Origin of the sequence: Pseudoxanthomonas sacheonensis, assembly GCF_031455975.1 — a bacterium.
Taxonomy (GTDB): Bacteria; Pseudomonadota; Gammaproteobacteria; order Xanthomonadales; family Xanthomonadaceae; genus Pseudoxanthomonas_A; species Pseudoxanthomonas_A sacheonensis_A.
This window is the reverse complement of sequence record NZ_JAVDTT010000005.1, coordinates 180,340-199,203: the sequence shown is the minus strand read 5'-3', so window position 1 is coordinate 199,203 and position 18,864 is coordinate 180,340. Positions and strand designations below refer to the sequence as shown.

General features: G+C 63.8%; 12 protein-coding genes. 8 read left to right on the top strand and 4 right to left on the bottom strand.

The window, feature by feature from the left end; all coding sequences use genetic code 11:
• Nucleotides 1-91: 91 nt before the first annotated feature.
• Nucleotides 92-979 carry an outer membrane protein assembly factor BamD gene (locus J2W94_RS17020; RefSeq protein WP_310095963.1) on the bottom strand — a complete coding sequence of 296 codons (888 nt, stop codon included), beginning with the start codon at nt 977-979 and terminating at the stop codon, nt 92-94.
• A gap of 98 nt (nt 980-1,077) precedes the next feature.
• On the opposite strand from J2W94_RS17020, the gene rluD reads away from it, so the two are divergent.
• Genes rluD through J2W94_RS17005 form a run of 3 tightly spaced genes read left to right on the top strand, consistent with a single transcriptional unit; the run spans nt 1,078 to nt 3,460 of the window.
• Nucleotides 1,078-2,082: a 23S rRNA pseudouridine(1911/1915/1917) synthase RluD gene (gene rluD, locus J2W94_RS17015; RefSeq protein ID WP_310095961.1), complete on the top strand. Its 1,005-nt coding sequence runs from the start codon at nt 1,078-1,080 to the stop codon at nt 2,080-2,082.
• Complete coding sequence (gene pgeF, locus J2W94_RS17010; protein ID WP_310095960.1) at nt 2,079-2,924, top strand: peptidoglycan editing factor PgeF; 846 nt, start codon at nt 2,079-2,081, stop codon at nt 2,922-2,924. Before rluD ends, pgeF begins: the two co-directional genes overlap by 4 nt.
• Nucleotides 2,921-3,460, top strand: coding sequence for a DUF4166 domain-containing protein (locus J2W94_RS17005; RefSeq protein WP_310095958.1), 540 nt, complete (start codon nt 2,921-2,923; stop codon nt 3,458-3,460). Before pgeF ends, J2W94_RS17005 begins: the two co-directional genes overlap by 4 nt.
• Nucleotides 3,461-3,601: 141 nt before the next feature.
• On the opposite strand, the gene J2W94_RS17000 is transcribed toward J2W94_RS17005, so the two are convergent.
• Entirely contained in the window at nt 3,602-6,043 is a 2,442-nt protein-coding gene (locus J2W94_RS17000) for a TonB-dependent receptor plug domain-containing protein (RefSeq protein WP_310095956.1), read from the bottom strand.
• A 295-nt stretch (nt 6,044-6,338) separates the two neighbouring features.
• Here J2W94_RS17000 and J2W94_RS16995 point away from each other — a divergent pair, with 295 nt between their 5' ends.
• The 4 genes from J2W94_RS16995 to J2W94_RS16980 all read left to right on the top strand — a co-directional run bounded on the left by J2W94_RS16995 (nt 6,339) and on the right by J2W94_RS16980 (nt 12,215).
• On the top strand, nt 6,339-6,815 hold the full coding sequence (locus J2W94_RS16995) for a DUF3574 domain-containing protein (protein ID WP_310096165.1): 477 nt from the start codon (nt 6,339-6,341) through the stop codon (nt 6,813-6,815).
• A gap of 397 nt (nt 6,816-7,212) precedes the next feature.
• Nucleotides 7,213-8,811 (top strand): hypothetical protein, encoded by a 1,599-nt coding sequence (locus J2W94_RS16990; RefSeq protein ID WP_310095954.1) that lies wholly within the window; start codon nt 7,213-7,215, stop codon nt 8,809-8,811.
• A gap of 269 nt (nt 8,812-9,080) precedes the next feature.
• Nucleotides 9,081-11,666, top strand: coding sequence for an ATP-dependent chaperone ClpB (clpB, locus tag J2W94_RS16985; protein ID WP_310095953.1), 2,586 nt, complete (start codon nt 9,081-9,083; stop codon nt 11,664-11,666).
• Between the two features lie 114 nt (nt 11,667-11,780).
• Complete coding sequence (locus J2W94_RS16980) at nt 11,781-12,215, top strand: hypothetical protein (RefSeq protein WP_310095951.1); 435 nt, start codon at nt 11,781-11,783, stop codon at nt 12,213-12,215.
• 282 nt (nt 12,216-12,497) lie between these two features.
• On the opposite strand, the gene ybaL is transcribed toward J2W94_RS16980, so the two are convergent.
• Nucleotides 12,498-14,186 carry a YbaL family putative K(+) efflux transporter gene (gene ybaL / locus J2W94_RS16975; protein ID WP_310095949.1) on the bottom strand — a complete coding sequence of 563 codons (1,689 nt, stop codon included), beginning with the start codon at nt 14,184-14,186 and terminating at the stop codon, nt 12,498-12,500.
• A 162-nt stretch (nt 14,187-14,348) separates the two neighbouring features.
• The gene (locus J2W94_RS16970) at nt 14,349-16,781 is read right to left on the bottom strand and encodes a TonB-dependent receptor plug domain-containing protein (protein WP_310095947.1); all 2,433 of its coding nucleotides are present in this window, start codon (nt 16,779-16,781) and stop codon (nt 14,349-14,351) included.
• Between the two features lie 208 nt (nt 16,782-16,989).
• Between J2W94_RS16970 and J2W94_RS16965 the strand changes: the two genes are divergently transcribed.
• A complete protein-coding gene (locus J2W94_RS16965) occupies nt 16,990-18,846 on the top strand; it encodes an ABC-F family ATP-binding cassette domain-containing protein (protein ID WP_310095945.1) in 1,857 nt (618 codons plus the stop codon).
• Nucleotides 18,847-18,864 lie beyond the last annotated feature (18 nt).

Sequence of the window (18,864 nt, the reverse complement as noted above, 5' to 3'; positions counted from 1 at the left end):
CAGATTTCTCGCGCCCTCATCCGTCGCTTCGCGCCACCTTCTCCCAGAGGGAGAAGGGAGCAAAAAAAGGGCCTTGCGGCCCCTTTTTTCTTCAATCTTTCTTCTTCATGTCCACCGCCGATTTCTCGCCGGCGAACGGGTTGAGCTTGCGGATCGAGGAAGGGTAGTCCGGCCAGTCGCCGCTCAGCCAGGGGTGCTGCGGGTCGTTCTGCTGCAGTACGCGGCGGGCGTCGGCGGCCAGGGTTTCGTTGCCCAGATGCGTATAGGCCTCGCCAAGCACGGCGACGGCGTCGTTCTGGTATTCGCTCTGCGGATAGGTTTCCAGCAGGTACTTGGCACGGGCGGCGGCCGAAACCCAGGCGTCGCGGCGCAGGTAGTACAGCGCAGTGTCCAATTCATGGCGCGCGAACAGGTTGCGCAACGCGATCATGCGCTGGCGCGCGTCCGCGGCATAGCGGCTGTTCGGATAGTTCTCAGCCAGCTTGCTGAAGTCGTTGTAGCCCTGCAAGGGCGTGGCCAGATCGCGGCGGCTGGCGTCGAGCTTCCACACTTTCTGCAGGAACACCGTGTCGCGCCCCGAATTGGCGAGGCCGCGCAGGTAGTACATGTAAGGCACGTTGCGCTGGGTGGGATAGGTGCGGAGGAAACGGTCCACGGTGGAAACCGTATCGTCCATCTTGCCGGACTTGAATTGGGCGTACGCCGTTTCCATCAGCGCCTGCTCGGTGTAAGGACCGTACGGATATTGCGCGATCAGCTGGCGGAAAGTGATCTCGGCCCGGTCCCAGTTGCCCTTGAGCATGGAGCCGTGCGCCTTTTCGTAGATCTCCTCGACCGGCTTGCCCTCGACGGTATCCTTGTCCTTCTTGAAGAACTTGCCGCAGCCGGTACCGGTGAAGGCCACCACCAGCATTAGGGCGACGATGCGCAGAAAGGCGGGGCGGGCGGGGACGGAACGGGTCGTGGGGCGCTGGGTCATGGGCTGGCGGAAGGCCGCGGCAGGGAATTTGGAACGGCGATGATAGCCTAGGCGCTGCCCAAGCCATGAACGTGCGGCCAACGTGCCGCCTGCAAAGCATGACCGAACCCACCCAGATCGAACCCACGGACGACGTCGCCGACGAGGTTTCCACCCGAACCGCCGTGGTCCCGGCCAGCGCAGGCGGGCGGCGCTTCGACGCGGTCCTGGCCGAGCTGTTCCCCGAGTATTCGCGCACCCGCCTGTCCGAATGGATCAAGTCGGGCGCTGCCCGCCTCAACGGCGAACTGGTGCGCGGCCGCGACCCGGTGCGCGGCGGCGAGACCGCCCAACTGGAAGTGGTGCTGGACACCCAGACCCACGCCCTGCCCGAGGACATCCCGCTCGATATCCTGTACGAAGATGCCGATGTGTTCGTGCTCAACAAGCCGGCCGGGCTGGTGGTGCATCCAGGGGCCGGCAACCCGAGCGGCACCCTGGTCAACGCGTTGCTGTTCCGCGACCCGTCGCTGTCGCTGGTGCCGCGCGCGGGCATCGTCCACCGCCTGGACAAGGATACCAGCGGGGTCATGGTGGTCGCGCGCAACCTGCCGGCGCATACCGCGTTGGTGGAGCAGTTGTCCTCGCGCGAAGTGCATCGCCAGTATCTGGCGATCGTGGTCGGATCGATGGTGTCGGGCGGCACGGTCAATGCGCCGATCGACCGCCATTCGCGCGATCGCATCCGCATGTCGGTGCGTGAGGAAGGGCGTGATGCCGTTACCCACTACCGTCTGCGCGAACGCTTCCGTGCGCACACGGCTCTGGAATGCAGGCTGGAAACCGGTCGCACCCACCAGATCCGCGTGCACATGACCCATCTGAAATATCCGATCGTGGGCGATCCCTTGTACGGCGGTCCGCTGAAACTGCCCAAGCACGCCACCGAAGAACTCATCGCGGCCTTGCGCGGCTTCAAGCGCCAGGCGCTGCATGCCGAAGTCCTGGAATTCAAGCACCCGATCAGCGGCGAACCCGTGCGCGTGTCGGCGCCGGTGCCGCAGGACATGCTCAACCTGCTCGCCGCGCTGCGCGCCGATGGCGAGGCGCAGAAGCGGAGATGAAGCCGGTGGTCTACGCGGGGTGGCCGGCGCCGCCAGGCGTGCGCGCGTTCACCACGACCCGCCACGGCGCTGGCGCTTCGCTGGCGCCGTTCGACAGTTTCAATCTAGGCAATCGTTACGCGGCCGATGGAGATGATCCAGCGACGGTCGAGCGCAATCGGGCCGAACTCATCGAGCATCTCGCCCTGCCTTCCGCACCGCACTGGTTGCGACAAGTGCATGGCGTGGACGTGCTGCGTGTTTCGGCCCCTCCCCCTGCGCAGGCAGGGGGAGGTTGGGAGGGGGTTGCGTCAGCATCCCTTGAGCCTGACGGCACCCCTCCCCAGCCCTCCCCTGCTTTCGCAGAGGAGGGGGCAGAGCCTGTCGCCGACGCCTCCGTGACCTCTGTGCCAGGCGTCGTCCTGGCCATCCTCACCGCCGATTGCCTGCCGGTGATATTCACGAATGAAAAGGGCACGGAGATCGGCGCTGCACATGCCGGCTGGCGCGGACTGGCCAACGGCATTCTGGAAAACACCGTAGCCGCGATGCATTCGCCTGCTCGGGAACTGATCGCCTGGCTCGGCCCGGCCGCCGGGCCGCAGGCCTACGAGATTGGCGCAGAAGTGTTCGACGCGTTCGTTTCGCAGGACGAAAACGTAGCTTCGGCCTTCGTCGCCACGCGCCTGGGCCACTGGCGCGTCGATCTGTACGCGCTTGCACGCCAGCGCATGGCCAAGCTGGGCATCGTCCGCGTTCATGGCGGCGACCTCTGCACGATTTCGGACCCGCAGCGCTTCTATTCGCATCGCCGCGACGCACGCACCGGCCGCATGGCGACCGTGGTGTGGATGCAGGCGTGAGCGTGCCCCTATTCCAGCGCGTGCTGGGGGCGGAATTCGAAACATTACCGTTGGCCGTCAGAACCCTGCATACGGCAAGCGGCCATCGCCGCTACCAGGGCCAGGTGGAAGTCGTGCGCGGCGGCAATCCGCTGGCGCGTTTGTTCGCCTGGGCCACGCGCCTGCCGCCCGCGGGTCGAGGCGAGGTCGAGGTGGAGATCGACGCAAACGGCGAAGAAGAGAAGTGGACGCGCCATATCGGCGGTCATGCGATGCCCTCCCGCTTGTGGGAACAGGACGGACTGCTGTTCGAGCAACTCGGGCTAGCGCGTTTCGGATTCCGGCTGACGGTGGGGGAGGGCGGCATCGTCTGGCAGGTGGCCCGCGTCTCGGCGCTGGGCCTGCCTTTGCCTGCGCGCTGGTTCGGCGAAGTGCAGGCGCGCGAATTGGAACTGGACGGGCGTTATCGTTTCGACGTCGCTGCCGCACTACCTGTCGTTGGACTGCTGGTGCGCTACCGGGGCTGGTTGAACATCGAAAGCGTAGGAGCCAGGTAGGAGCGACGTGAGTCGCGATTGAAAAGGAATTCGGCGAACGCCTATCCCCGAGCCGATGGTTTCGCGACTCACGTCGCTCCTACGCGCGCCTACGTGGCTCGGCGGGCCCGGAATGGTTTCCGGGCCGGTGAAGCGCAATGGTCAAAAGGTATATCGGATCCGCGAATAGTAGTACGCGCCATTGCTGCCGATCGGCGACAGCACGTCGTAGGGCAGATTGCCGAAGTAGGCGATATCGTCGATGGAACGGTCCGGGTATTCGTCGGTCAGGTTTTGCCCGCCCAGTGCCACACTCCATTTCGGAGTGATGCGGTACTCCACTTCCGCATCCAGCTGCCATTCTGCGCCGTAGGTCTGCTTCGGCTCGAAACCGCCGCCGAAGTTGAACACGCGCGTGGCGCTGCCGTGACGGCTGACGCGGCCGAGCAGGCTCCACTTGTCGCTGTTCCAGTTGGCCGACAGCAAGGCCCGGGTACGCGGCGCGGCATCGGTCAAGGTGTTGCTTTCCTCGATGCCGAACAACACGTAATCCGGGTCCAGCGCCTGCAGTTCGGCCGGTGTCGCGGCGATGCGCTTGATCTCGGTCTTGGCGTAGCTGTAGGTGCCGCTGAGCAGCAGATCGCCGCTGCCCAGTTTCTGGCGCCAGTTGGCTACCAGTTCCGCGCCTTCGGTGCGGGTGTCGGCCGCATTGATGAAGAAATTGACGCTCTGCACGCCGGGCACTCCGAATTCGTCTTGCACGAACTCGGTCAGCGCGTCGCCGCTGATGCGCTCGGTCAACGCCACGCGGTCGTCGATGTCGATGCGGAACACGTCCAGCGACACGTCGAAGTGCTCGCCAATCCTGCTGGTGAAGCCCAGGCTGAAGTTCACCGACTTCTCCGGTTCCAGCGGCCTGGCCCCCAGCGCCTGCGCGATGGGATTGTTGACCGATAGCAGACGGCCCTGCAGCAACTGGCCGGAGGCGTCGTAGCCGGTGGAAGTGGCTTCGTAGCCGATCTGGCTCAACGACGGTGCGCGGAAATTGTTGGATACCGAGCCACGCAGGGCGAAGGCGGGCGCGAACTCGTAGCGCGCCGCCAGCTTGCCGGTGAGTTCGCCGCCGAAATCGTCGTAATGCTCGTAGCGCGCCGCGATATCCGTGGTGAGTTTCTCGCCGAACTCGCTGGACAGGCTGGCGTAGACGCTGGACACATCACGCGACAGGTGCGCCACGTCCTGCGGGGTCAACCCGCCGCCTGCCTGCGAGCCGGTCGGCCGGTCGGTAAACGGACCGGCCGCGTAGGAGGCGGGATCGCCGGCGCCGGTGTCGTATTGCTCGCGGCGGAATTCCAGCCCGGTGGCGAAAGTGTGGTGATTGTCGCCGGCATCGAAGCCGCGGCTGACGTCGAAGTTGGCCAGGGTCTGCTGGAACTCGTAGTCGCCGGTCTTGAACCGGGTGGGGCTGCTCGGGCCCAGCGAGGCGTTCAAGGAATTCTCGAGGCGATAGGTGAAGGCATTGCGGCCGTAGTTGAGGCTGGCGTCGTAATCCCAATCGCCCCATTGACCGCGCAGGCCGGCCACGCCGGACACGTCGAGGTTCTCGCCGATGGAAATCGGCCGGTAGCCGTCCGGATAGACTTCCTTCCAGTTGGCCACGCCATCGGGATAACGGAAGTAGTTGGCGCCGCGCGTATCGCTCTGGTGATAAGTGCCGAAGGCATAGAACTCCGCGTTCTCGCCCACCGGCACCGCGCTGTTGAGCCAAGCGTTGATCGCCTTGGATTCGCCATCGCCCAGGTAATAGTTGCGCTTGCCGGCCAGGGCCAGATTGTCGGGCGTCTGCTCCTCGAAAAATGGAATCTGGTCGAAACCGGCGCGATTGGTGCCTTCGCGATTCTTCAACTCCAAGCCCACGCGGAAAAAACCGCCATCGCCGATGCCGCTGCCGACCTGCGCGCTGGCGAAGCTGGTCTGGCCGTCGGTGACGGTTTGGCCGATCGGCTCGACATCCGTGTGGTGCGCGCCGAAGCTGGCTTCGTACGATCCGCCTTCGGGCGCGTCGTTGAGGATGACGTTGATGACGCCCGCGACCGCATCGGAACCGTATTGCGCGCCGGCGCCGTCGCGCAGCACTTCGATGCGCTTGATCGCACTGACCGGGATGGCGTTGAAATCGACCGGTGTGGTGCCCTTGCCGATCTTGCTGTCGGTGTTGACCAGCGCGCTGGTATGACGGCGCTTGCCGTTGACCAGCACCAGGATCTGGTTGGGACTCAGCCCGCGCAGTTGCGCCGCGCGGATATGGTCGGCGCCGCCGGAGTTGGACTGGCGCGGGAAATTGAACGAAGGCAACAACGCCTGCAGCGCGCTGCCCAATTCGCCGTTCAGTACGCCGGCCTTGCGGATGTCTTCTGCCGTCAGCACGTCGATGGGCGAAGTGGATTCCAGCACGGTGCGGTCGGTGGCGCGGGTGCCGGTGACGATGACGGTATCGAGGTTGGTGGCTTCTGCCGCGGTTTCGGCGACATCCTGCGCGAAGGCGGGGCCGGCGAGTGCCAGGGCGATGGCGACGCCAAGCGGCGTCACGTAGGGGTGGGACATGGAGACTCCTGGGGGTTTTTCGAAAGTGGGCGGCTGGTGCGACAGGGCGACGAAATACTCAGCAGCGACAGGGGTCGTGGCCGGTAGGGCAATGGGGGAAAAACGTCACGGGTAGTCGTCGCAGGCGCAAGTATCTTGGAATGCAGATACCTTAATTGCATAAGCGCGTGCGCGGCAGGGCCCTGGCATGCGCGTTGAGCATCAACTCATGCCGTACGGTTATTTCGGGTGCGGGTAAGATGAAACCAGAGTATCGGCCTGTTTTCCTGGAGCGACCCTAATGTTTGTACGCGGCATGTTGTTACGCGGCGCCTTGATCGGGCTGCTGTCGACGCTGGGCGCTTGCGCTACCCATGTGCCGGCAGGCCCTGCGGCGACGGCCGTCTCCGCCACGTTGGAGGGAGATGCGGCCCGGCCCGCGCAGGCGCAGGGTTGGGTGCGCAGCGAGCTGTACTTCGGCGTAGGCGAGGAAAGCGGCCCGGCGGACCGTCCGCAAGCCGAGCCGATCAGCGAGGCGCAGTGGCGCGCATTCCTGGACAAGGAAGTGACGCCGCGTTTTCCCGATGGCCTGACCGTGTTCAATGCGTACGGCCAGTGGCTGTTCCGTGGCGCCAAGGAGCCGAATCGTCTTGGCACCAAAGTGCTGGTGATCTTGCACGAGGACACACCGCAGCGGACTGCGGATATCGAGGCGATCCGGTTGGCGTGGAAGCAGGCGACGAAGCATCAGTCGGTGTTGTGGTCGAAGCAGGCGGCGGAAGTGTCTTTTTGAAGACGCATGGCTGAAAGCTTGCTAGGTGCCGATTGAAGAACCCTTCCCTCGCTTGCGGGGGAAGGTGCCGAAGGCGGATGGGGGCGCTCTTGGTGCGATCCATCCGATCAAAGCAAAGGCGTTTCGCGCTGACGCGCGAGTCACTTTTCTTTGAACGGCAAAGAAAAGTAACCAAAAGAAAGCCGCCCTAACGTCGCGCCCGGCGATAAAGCCGCCGGGTTCGCAAGTGACGCAGGAATTTCCGTAAGGCGCCTCCTGCGCCTCCGGAAACGGCGCACATCCTTGTGCGCCGCCCCTTCGGGGTTTGCCTGCGCCACTTGCCGCGACTCACGGGGCTTTGATGCAAGAGCAAAACCAAGAGCAAAATCAGAAACCGAATTCAACCTGCGAGCCAAGAATGTCCTCAATTACCGCACCCTCCCGCCGCTGGTTCGTAGCAGGCGACCTCAACGGCTTCTTCGGACTGGTGGTCGACAATCTGTCGATCCTCGGGTTCATCGCCATGGCATTGATCGGGATCTTCGGGTTTCCGGCCGAGGTGGTGTACCAGCGCATGTTCCCCGGCACGGCGCTGGGAGTGTTGGTGGGCAATCTGATCTACACCTGGATGGCGCGCAGGCTCGCAGCCAAGACCGGTCGCGACGACGTCACCGCGATGCCTTTGGGCTTGGACGCGCCGACCAGCATCGGCATGGCGTTGTTGGTACTGGGGCCGGCGTTCGTCGGCTTCAAGCAACAGGGATTGGATCCGCAGGCGGCGGCCATCGCCACCTGGCAGTTGGGGATGGCGTCGCTGATCGTGATGGGCGTGCTGAAGCTGGTGTTGTCGTTCTTCGGCGATGCGGTGACGCGCATCGTGCCGCGTGCCGGTCTGCTGGGCTCCATTGGTGGTGCTGCGCTGACCCTGCTCGGCTTCCTGCCGCTGATCGAAACCCTGCGCTCGCCCATCGTCGGCTTCGTCACCTTCGGCCTGTTGCTGTACGTGCTGGTCGCTAAGGGGCGACTGCCGGTAAAAATTCCAGGCGTGCTGCTCGCCTTCATCGTTGGCACGTCGCTGTACTACGGCCTGGGTCTAGCAGGGCTCGGTACGCCCGGGTTTGCGTTGCCTGCAGCGGTGCCGCTCAGCTTCACCTTGCCGCTGCCCACGCTCGGCTTCATCGATGGGCTTCCGGCCACCGTTCCTTACCTGCCCTTGTTGTTGCCGTTCGGCCTGTTGATGGTGGTCGGCGGCATCAACGTCAGCGAAAGCGCGCGTGCGGCCGGCGATGACTACCGCACCCGCGATGTGCTGCTCGCCGAAGCGGTTTCTACCCTGGTCGCCGGTTTCTGCGGCGGGGTAGCGCAGACCACACCCTATATCGGCCAGCCCGCGTACAAGCACATGGGTGCGCGCAGCGGCTACACCTTGCTGACGGGTTTGTTCATCGGCCTGGGCGGCATCCTGGGCTACGTATCGGGACTGGTGCAGTGGCTACCCCTGGCGGTGTTGGCGCCGATCATCGTTTATGTGGGTTTGGACATCACCGTACAGGCGTTCAACGAAACCCCGCGCAAGCATGCCATTGCCGTGGCGCTGGGCTTCCTGCCTTCGATCGCGTATCTGCTCAACATCAAATTCGGCAACCCGGCGTGGATTCCACCGGAGAAATTCGCTGCGCTCTACAACGGCACGGATGGGCATGGCCTGCCGGACCTGGCCACCATCGTCACCCTGGGCAACGGTTTCATCATCACCGCCATGATCTGGACCACGGCGCTGGTGGCGATGATCGACGGGCGCCTGCGCCATGCGGTGCTAGCCTTGCTGTTCGGCGCGGCGCTGACCTTGTTCGGCTTCATCCACTCGGTGGATCCGCGCGGCGGAATCTATCTGCCTTGGGATCTGGTGGATCTGCCGAAGGTCATCATGTGGCAGTTCTTCGGGGCCTATGTGGCGTTGGCGGTTCTGTTGGGACTGCTATCGCTGCAGAAGGAAGTGGAGCCTGCCGCACCCTAAGCGTAGGGCGGGGCATTGTCCGCCGGCTCTGTTGTCGTGGCGCGAAGAGCGGCGGGCAATGCCCGCCCTACGTGGCTTGAGCTTGCTTCAAGGACTCGACGTAGATCGCCTCCAGCCTCTTTTTTGCAAAGGGGGAGGGTCAATGCTCCCTGTGTCTGACTTGCTGAGGGCCTAACGGGTTTTGCCGGCCGGCTTGAATCACTCGGCTTTCAACCGCATCTGGATAGCATTGCCGGCACGCCGGCCACCCCTTTCCCGAGGTAATCCCGATGCGGATGGACAAGCTCACTTCGCGCTTCCAGCAGGCGCTGGCCGATGCGCAATCGCTGGCCGTAGGCCGCGACCACAACATGATCGAACCGGTGCATGTGCTTACCGCGCTGCTGGATCAGTCCGATGGCAGTACCCGGCCGTTGCTGGCCCAGGCCGGCGTCAACGTGCCGGTGCTGCGCGAGCGTCTGGCCGAGGCGCTGGACAAGCTGCCCAAGGTTTCCGGCCAGGCCGGCAACCTCTCCATCGGCAACGACCTCAACCGCCTGCTCAACGTCACCGACAAACTGGCCCAGCAGCATGGGGATCAATTCATCGCCAGCGAGTGGTTCGTGCTGGCCGCGCTCGAAGACAAGGGCGCCTTGGGCATGGCCTTGCGCGCCGCGGGCGCGGACAAGGCCAGGCTGGAGGCGGCGATCGAAAAGATCCGCGGCGGCGAGAGCGTGCAGTCCGAAAACGCCGAGGAACAACGCCAGGCGCTGGAGAAATACACCATCGACCTGACCGAGAGGGCGGAAAAAGGCAAACTGGATCCGGTGATCGGCCGCGACGAGGAGATCCGCCGCACCATCCAAGTCCTGCAGCGCCGCACCAAGAACAACCCGGTGCTGATCGGCGAACCCGGCGTGGGCAAGACCGCGATAGTGGAGGGCCTGGCCCAGCGCATCGTCAACGGCGAAGTGCCCGAAGGCCTGAAGAACCGCCGCGTGCTGTCGCTGGACATGGGCGCGCTGATCGCCGGCGCCAAGTTCCGCGGCGAGTTCGAGGAACGGCTGAAAGCGGTCCTCAACGACCTGTCCAAGACCGAAGGGCAAGTGATCCTGTTCATCGACGAACTGCACACCATGGTCGGCGCGGGCAAGGCAGAAGGCTCGATGGACGCCGGCAACATGCTCAAGCCGGCGTTGGCGCGCGGCGAGTTGCATTGCATCGGCGCGACCACCCTGGACGAATACCGCAAGTACGTGGAAAAGGATGCGGCGCTGGAACGGCGCTTCCAGAAAGTCTTCGTCGGCGAGCCGACTGTGGAGGACACCATCGCCATCCTGCGCGGATTGAAGGAACGCTATGCCGTGCACCACGGCGTGGAGATCACCGATCCGGCCATCGTCGCCGCCGCCACGCTCTCGCACCGCTATATCGCCGACCGCCAGCTGCCGGACAAGGCCATCGACCTGATGGACGAAGCGGCGTCTCGCATCCGCATGGAGATCGACTCCAAGCCCGAAGAGCTGGACCGCAAGGAGCGCCGCCTGATCCAGCTGAAGATCCAACGCGAGATGCTGAAGAAGGAAAAGGACGACGAATCGAAGAAGCGCCTGGCCGATCTGGAAGCCGATATCGAATCGCTGGAGCGCGAATTCTCCGATCTCAACGAAATATGGAAGTCGGAGAAGGCGGCGCTGCAGGGAGCTACCAAGATCAAGGAGCAGATCGAACAAGCCAAGCTCGAACTCGAGGCCGCCCAGCGCCACCAGGACTACGCCCGCATGAGCGAGATCCAGTACGGCCTGCTGCCGGAACTGGAGAAACAGCTCAAGGCCGCGCAGGAAGTGGACCAGAAGGACTTCAAGCTGGTGCAGGACCGCGTGACCGCCGAGGAGATCGCCGAAGTCGTGTCGCGCTGGACCGGCATTCCGGTCAGCAAGATGCTGGAAGGCGAACGCGAGAAGCTGCTGAAGATGGAGTCCCAGCTGCATACACGGGTTGTGGGCCAGGAAGAGGCGATCAAGGTCGTCTCCGATGCGATGCGCCGTTCCCGCGCCGGCCTGTCCGATCCGAACCGGCCGACCGGTTCGTTCCTGTTCCTCGGCCCGACCGGCGTGGGCAAGACCGAGCTGTGCAAGGCGCTGGCCGAATTCCTATTCGACAGCAGCGACGCCATGATCCGCATCGACATGAGCGAGTTCATGGAGAAACACTCGGTGGCCCGTCTGATCGGCGCGCCTCCGGGTTATGTCGGCTACGAGGAAGGCGGTTATCTGACCGAGGCGGTGCGCCGCCGTCCGTATTCGCTGATCCTGCTGGACGAAGTGGAGAAAGCGCACGGCGATGTGTTCAACATCCTGCTGCAGGTGCTGGACGACGGCCGCCTGACCGACGGGCAGGGTCGTACGGTGGATTTCCGCAATACGGTCATCGTGATGACCTCCAACCTCGGTTCGCAGATGATCCAAGAGATGTCAGGCGACGACTCGGCCGAGTCCTATACGCAGATGAAGGCCGCGATCATGGGCGTGGTGCAGAACCACTTCCGCCCTGAGTTCATCAACCGGCTGGACGACATCGTTGTGTTCCATCCGCTCGACAAGGCGCAGATCCGCGAGATCGCCAAGATCCAGTTGAAAGGATTGGAGAAGCGGCTGGGCGAACGCGGGCTGCGCATCGAGTTGGAGGACAGCGCCCTGCAGTTGCTGGGCAATGTGGGCTTCGACCCGGTGTACGGCGCGCGTCCGCTCAAACGCGCCATCCAGCAGCAGCTGGAAAATCCGCTGGCGCAGAAGATCCTGGCCGGCGAATTCAGCAGCGGTGACACGATACGGGTGGGCGCCAGTGGCGGCGGGCTTTCCTTCACGCGCAATTAATCGACGACTGCCACGATCGCGCTAGCATCGCCGGCGATCTGTAGCGGTAGTGCAGGCACATGGCCGCGAGTTCTCGCGGCCATTCCGTCAACTGCGTTCTCCTGGAGAAACACGATGCACAAGAATATTTCCGGCGTTGTACTGGCGTTGGCTCTCGCTCTGGTCGCGTCGCCCGCCGTCGCGCAGAACCTGACCTGCAAGCTCACCTTCAGCTCCTCGAGCTGGTCGATCTTCTACAAAACGACTTCCGGTACCGGCACGGTGACCTGCAGCAATGGGCAAAGGCTGGCGGTCAAGATCTCCGCCAAGGGTGGTGGATTGACCGTCGGCAAATCCAAGATCACCAACGGTTTCGGCGAATTCGCCGAAGTCAGGGAGATACACGATGTGCTGGGCAGTTACGCGGCAGCCGAGGCCCATGCCGGCACGGAAAGGTCCGCCCACGCCCAGGCCATGACTAACGGCAAAGTGTCGTTGGCGCTGGCCGGCAAAGGGGAGGGTTGGGACCTGGGTGTGGCCTTCACCAAGTTCACCTTGAGCGCGCGCTGACGCTTCTGCCGATTGCGCGCATTTGTTCCAAGGCCCGGGCAACCGGGCCTTTCTTTTTCATCAATGCCTGCCCCGTATTCGATACGGAGTCCGGGGTCGGCCTTGTCGAACGCTCTTCGTCGAATATCCCGCTCGTGGTGAGCCTGTCGAACCACGCTTTTCGGGGGGCTTGCTATTTACTGAAGCGTCTCGCCAAGGGCGTGGTTCGACGGGCTCACCACGAACGGGACTAAGCAATTGAGATTTCCCAGGACCGATGAAGATGGATCGATCCAGCGCTGGTCAGCTGGTCTTGCGCAGCGCGCGATAGGGCGGGGTGGCCATGATCATCTCCGCCAGCGAATAGGCCAGTTCGCGCTCGGCCATGATCGCGCCATCGGCGCCGTGTTCCAGCAGGTGTTTCACCTCCGCATCGCTGTGCGCGCGCGCCAGCACGGTCAACGACGGATTGATCGCGCGCAGCTTGGCGATGGCTTCGCCCGCTTCCAGCGGCTGCGGGATGGCCAGCACCGCGATCTTGGCTTTGTCGGGCTGCGCTTCGGCCAGCACGCGGTCGGAAGCGGCGCTGCCGCGTATGCCCGGGATGCCGTTGGCGTGCGCGCGTTCGATGTTGTGGCCGTTGTCGTCGATGACCACCAGCGGCACGCCGCGTTCGCGCAGCACCTGCGCCAGGATGCTGCCGACGCGGCCATAGCCGATCACGATGGCGTGGTCGGTCGGGTCCAGCGCGGGACCGGGCGGCAGCTCCGGCTCCAGCGGCACCGACGCGACGGCATCCGTCTTGGCTTGCCATCTGTCGAACCACGAGAACATGAAAGGATTGGCGATGATCGACAGCAACGCGCCGGCCAGGATCAGGTCGTGCCCGTCCTGGGGCAGGATCTTGAGCTGCAATCCCAGGCCCGCCAGGATGAAGGAGAACTCGCCGATCTGCGCCAAGCTGATCGCGATGGTCAGCGCGGTGCGCATCGGATATTTGTAAAGACGCACGATGGCGAAGGCCACCGCCGCGTTGCCCACGATGATGATCAGGAAGGTAGCCAGCACCTGCCAGGGCCGATCGATCAGGATGGTGGGATCGAACAGCATGCCCACCGAAACGAAGAACAGCACCGCGAAGGCGTCGCGCAACGGCAACGAGTCGGCGGCCGCTTTGTGGCTCAACTCCGATTCGTTCAACAGCATGCCGGCGAAGAACGCGCCCAGCGCGAATGACACGCCGAATAGCGACGCCGCGCCGAACGCGACGCCCAGCGCGATTGCGAGCACCGACAGCGTGAACAGCTCGCGCGACCCGGTGCGCGCAATGTGCTCCAGCGTCCATGGGATCACTCTGCGTCCCACCACCAGCATCACCGCCACGAACGCGCCGACCTTCAGCAGGGTCAAACCCAGCGCCGCCAGCAGCGTGCCTATGCCGCTCTCTCCGGCTTCGCGCTCGCCTGCCAGTGCGGCGGCCATTGCCGGCAACAGCACCAACGCCAACACCATGGCCAGATCCTCGACGATCAGCCAACCGATGGCGATCTTGCCGCGTTGGGTATCCAACAGGCGCCGCTCTTCCAGCGCGCGCAGCACCACCACCGTGCTGGCCACCGAGAGCGCCAGGCCGAACACCATGCTGTTGAGCAACGGCCATTGCAGGTAGTAGCCCAGTGCGGTGCCGAGCAAGGTGACGAACACGATCTGGGCCAGTGCGCCGGGGATGGCGATGGCCTTCACTTCCAGCAGGTCTTCCAGCGAGAAATGCAGACCCACGCCGAACATCAACAGCATCACGCCTATCTCGGACAGCTGAGTGGCGAGCGCCTGGTCCGCTACGAAACCGGGGCTGAAAGGCCCGATGCAGATGCCCGCGATGAGATAGCCGACCAAGGGCGACAGGCGCAGCTTATTGGCGATGGCGCCGAGCACGAAGGCGACGGCCAGACCCACCGCAATGATGTCGATCAGGTCGGTGTCATGGGGCATCCAAATTCCAGCATCGGTCTGAGTGGACCAGTGTCGCCGATGCGGTGTTTCGGGGCAAACCGGAGCTGACCGCGGTGTTCATCGCGACAGCGCAAGACAAAAAAATGCCCCGGCGAGGGCCGGGGCATCGGGGCGTTGCATGCCGTTAGGCGCGTCAGCGGACTACCATTTGTAGCCGATCTTGGCGTACATATAGGCGCCGTTGAACCCGTTCGGCGAGCTGGCGCTGTAGACGATCTGGCCGTTGGTGGAATTGGCGAATAGCACTTCGTCCGGATACGAGTCCAGCACGTTGTCGCCACCCAGGGTGAAGTTCCAGTTGGCGAGTTTGTAGGTGGCCGAGAGATCGAGCACCCACTGCGCGTCGTAGTACTCATCGCGGGCGGTGACGGCCGGGTCGTTGCCGAACAGCACGCTGAACTCGCCGTAGCGGGTCGCGAAGGCATTGAAGGCCCAGTTGCTCACGTTCCAGGTGCCGCCGAGCAGGATCTTGTCGCGCGGCGAACCATCGGTGAAGCGGTTCAGTTCCACGCGGCCGAAGCGCAATGCGGTGGGGTCGATAAGGGTCAGGCTGGCCGGGTTTTCCGCGATGCGGGTAACCTTGGTCTTGTTGTAGTTGTAGCCCAGGAGCAGATCGAGACTGCTGTTGTCGAGCTTCCAGTTGTAGGTACCCACCACATCGATGCCGTCGGTGGTGGTGTCGATGGCGTTGGTGAAATAGCGGCCGCCACCGACGCCGGTGAGTCCTACTGCCGGAGAGTTCAGGTAGTTGCGCACCGCAGCGGAAGTCAGGTTTTCCGACAGTACGACACGGTCGTCGATCTCGATGCGGTAGGCGTCGACGGTGATGTACAGGCCGTCCACGGGCTGCAACACCAGGCCAAGGCTGTAGTTGGTGGATTCCTCCGCTTTCAGCGGCTCGGCGCCCAGTGCGATAGCGGCCGGATCATTGACGCGGAAGGTGAAAATCTCGAAGGGGTTTCCGCCAATGAAATTGGTGGCCGTGGACTGGAAATACTGTTGCTGCAGCGAAGGCGCGCGGAATCCGGTCGAGACTGTGCCGCGCAGGGCCACCTTGTCGGTAAAAGCGTAACGGGCCGACAGCTTGCCGGAAGTGGTGGTGCCGAAGTCGCTGTAATCTTCGTGGCGACCCGCGATGCCGGCGGAGAACTTGTCGGTGATGTCCGCTTCCAGGCCGGCGTAGAAAGAATAGCTGTGGCGATCGAACTGGCCCGCATTGCTTGGCTTGAAGCCGGCGAAGACCTGCGAGCCGGGTACCGGCGCCGCTGCGCCAGGCGCCACTACGCCACCGTTGATGTATGAAGCCACTTCGCCCGGCGATTCGTTGAACTTCTCGCCGCGCCATTCCGCGCCCCAGGACGCGGTGACCGGATAGGCCAGGCCCCAATCCAACTGCTTGTTGAAATCCAGGTTCAGCACGTTCTGGGTGACTTCCAGCGCACCGGCATAGAACTCGGTCTGCACCGGCGTGATCGTGGTGCCAAGACTGCGGTTGAGGCTGTTGCGCACATCGAAGGTCAGATGGTTCTGGCCGTAGTTATAGCTGATGTCGATATTGGTGCCGCCGGCAGTGGAGGTCTTGAAGCCGCCCACCCAAGTCACGTCTTTGCTGACGTTGAATATGCCCGGTAGGAAGCCATCCGGGTATACCGATGGGATGTTGCGCGCGTCGGCGGCGGTACGGAAGAAGCCGTTGGACAGGGCTTCGCGCTTGCTGACGATGCCATGGGAATAGAAGGTCAGATAATCGGTAGGGCTGTATTCGCCGTTGTAGGAGAACGCACCCGAATCCACTTCGGGATCGCCCTGACGCTGCACGACCTTGCCCATGGGCGGTGCGGTGACCGGCCAGACGGTGACGCCAGGCGAAAGCGTGTAAGGACGCGCGCGGTCGGTCTGGTCCTGATGGCCGCCTTGCACGGCGAAATGGATGGCGCCGTTCTCGCCCAGCTTGAAACCGACATCGCCGCCCAAGTTCCACTGCTCGCCGTCGCCGGCGCTGTACTTACCGAAGGTGGCGTCGATACTGCCGCCTTCACCGCTACCTTTGAGGACGATGTTGATCACGCCGGCGATGGCGTCGGAACCGTATTGCGCCGAGGCGCCGTCGCGCAGCACTTCCACCCGCTCGATGGCCGAAACCGGGATCGAGTTCAAATCCGCCGGCGAGGAGCCGCGACCCTGGGTGCCGTTGAGGTTGATCAGGGCGGTGCTGTGATAGCGCTTGCCATTGACCAGCACCAGTACCTGGTCGGGGGACAGGCCGCGCAGCTGCGCCGGACGCACCGCGTCGGAACCGTCGCTGATGGCCGGGCGTGGGAAGTTGAGCGAAGGCACGGCACGCGACAGAGCGGTGGCCAACTCAGTGGTGCCGGTGGCTTGCAGCGCTTCGGAGGTAATGATGTCGATGGGCGCCTGCGATTCGGCCACGGTCCGGTCCGCGACGCGGGTACCGGTGACGATCAGAGTGTCCAGGGTCTTGGCTTCTTCAGGAGTCTCCTGGGCCAGGACGGGAGAGGCGACCAGCGCCAGAAAGATTGCGGCGGCGAGCGGAGAGGGCTTGCGGTGGGTCATGGCTACTCCAAATGATTTTCAGGGTTCAAGAGACTTCTAGGGCGGCTCGTTCTTGTCGCTGGATCCGCCGCGCAGGAGCTGCTGCGACGCATCAAAGTCCGGATTACAGGCATATGACATCCATGTCAATGATTTTTTAACAAACGTGAGACCGACGGTAATAGTTAAACTATGCGACGCGATTCCGTTAATAACCCTGGCTCATCCCGTGATTTCCTTACGTAATTTCGCCCTGCGCAGGGGCGAACGCCTGCTCCTGTCCGATGTCGACCTGACCATGCACGCCGGTTACCGGGTGGGCGTGGTCGGCCGCAACGGCACCGGCAAGTCCAGCCTGTTCGCCGCGATCCGCAACGAAATCGAAGCGGACAAGGGCGATATCGACCTGCCCGGCAAGGTCCGCATCGCCAGCGTCGCCCAGGAAACCCCGTCGCTGCCGGACCCGGCCATCGAATTCGTGCTGTCCGGCGATGTGGAAGTGGCCGCCGCCCTGCGTGCCGAAGCCAAGGCCCTGGCCGACGAGGACTGGGAAGCGGTGGCAATGGCTCACCATCGGCTGGAAGAGGTCAACGGCTACGACGCCTCGGCGCGTGCCGGCAAGCTGCTGCATGGATTGGGGTTTCCTGGCGATACCCACCAGCGTGCGGTGTCGTCGTTCTCCGGCGGCTGGCGCGTACGCCTGAACCTGGCCCGCGCGCTGATGACTCCCAGCGACCTGCTGCTGCTGGATGAACCCACCAACCACTTGGATCTGGATGCGGTGCTGTGGCTGGAGCAATGGCTGCTGAAATATCCCGGCACCCTGCTGCTGATCTCGCACGACCGCGAGTTCCTGGACAACGTCACCACCCATACCCTGCATCTGCACGGCGGCAAGGCCAAGCTCTACACCGGCGACTACACCGCGTTCGAGCGCCAGCGTTCCGAGCAACTGCGCCTGCAGCAGATCACCCATGAAAAGAGCATGGCCGAGCGCGCCCATCTGCAGAGCTTCATCGACCGATTCAGCGCCAGCGCCGCCAAGGCCAAGCAGGCGCAATCGCGGGTCAAGCGCCTAGCCAAGATGGCCGGTACCGAAGCCGTGCGTGCCGAGCGCGAACTGGTGATCGAATTCGCCCAGCCCGCGCGCCTGCCGTTTTCGTTGATCCGACTCAACCATGTCGATGCCGGTTATGGCGACACGGTGATCCTGAAAGACGTCGCCTTCGGTCTCGAAGCCGGCGACCGCATCGGCCTGCTGGGCGTCAACGGCGCGGGTAAGTCGACGCTGGTTAAGACGCTGGTCGGCGACCTGGAACCGATCCATGGCGACCGCAGCTGCCATCCCGATGTGCGCATCGGCTACTTCGCCCAGCACACGGTGGAATCGCTGAAGCCCGCGCAATCGCCCATCGATCATCTGCGCGACCTGTCGCCGGACGCGCCGACCCAGTCGTTCCGCGATTTCCTTGGTAAGTGGAATTTCCCCGGCGACCGCGCTTTCGAAAGCGTCGATGGTTTCTCCGGCGGCGAACGCGCGCGCCTGGCCTTGGCGCTGATCGCCTGGCGCCAGCCGAACGTACTGTTGCTTGACGAACCCACCAACCATCTAGACCTGGAGATGCGCGAGGCCTTGGCCGAAGCGCTGAGCCTGTTCGAGGGCGCCATCGTCATGGTGTCCCACGATCGGCATTTGATCGGTCTGGTCTGCGAAACCTATTGGCGCGTCGCCGACGGGGTAGTGGAGCCTTTCGCCGGCGATCTGGACGAATACGCCGCCTGGTTGCGCAGCCGCGCCACCGCGCAGGGCAACAAGCCGCCCAAGATCCCCGAAACTCCGCTGCCTTCGGTACCCGCGGCCAAACCGGCGGCTGGGGCGAAAAAGGTCAATCCGCACAAGCTGGCCCAGGTAGAGGCACGTGTGGCCGAGCTGGAGGGCAAGCTGGCTGCGTTGGAAACCGAGTTGGCCGATCCCAAGGTTTATACGCAGGGTGGCGCCCGGATCGCCGAGATCGGCCGCCAGCAAACCCAGCTGCGCGACGCGCTCGCCACCGCCGAGGCCGAGTGGTCGGCGCTTTACGACTAGACTCAACCGACCGGCGCC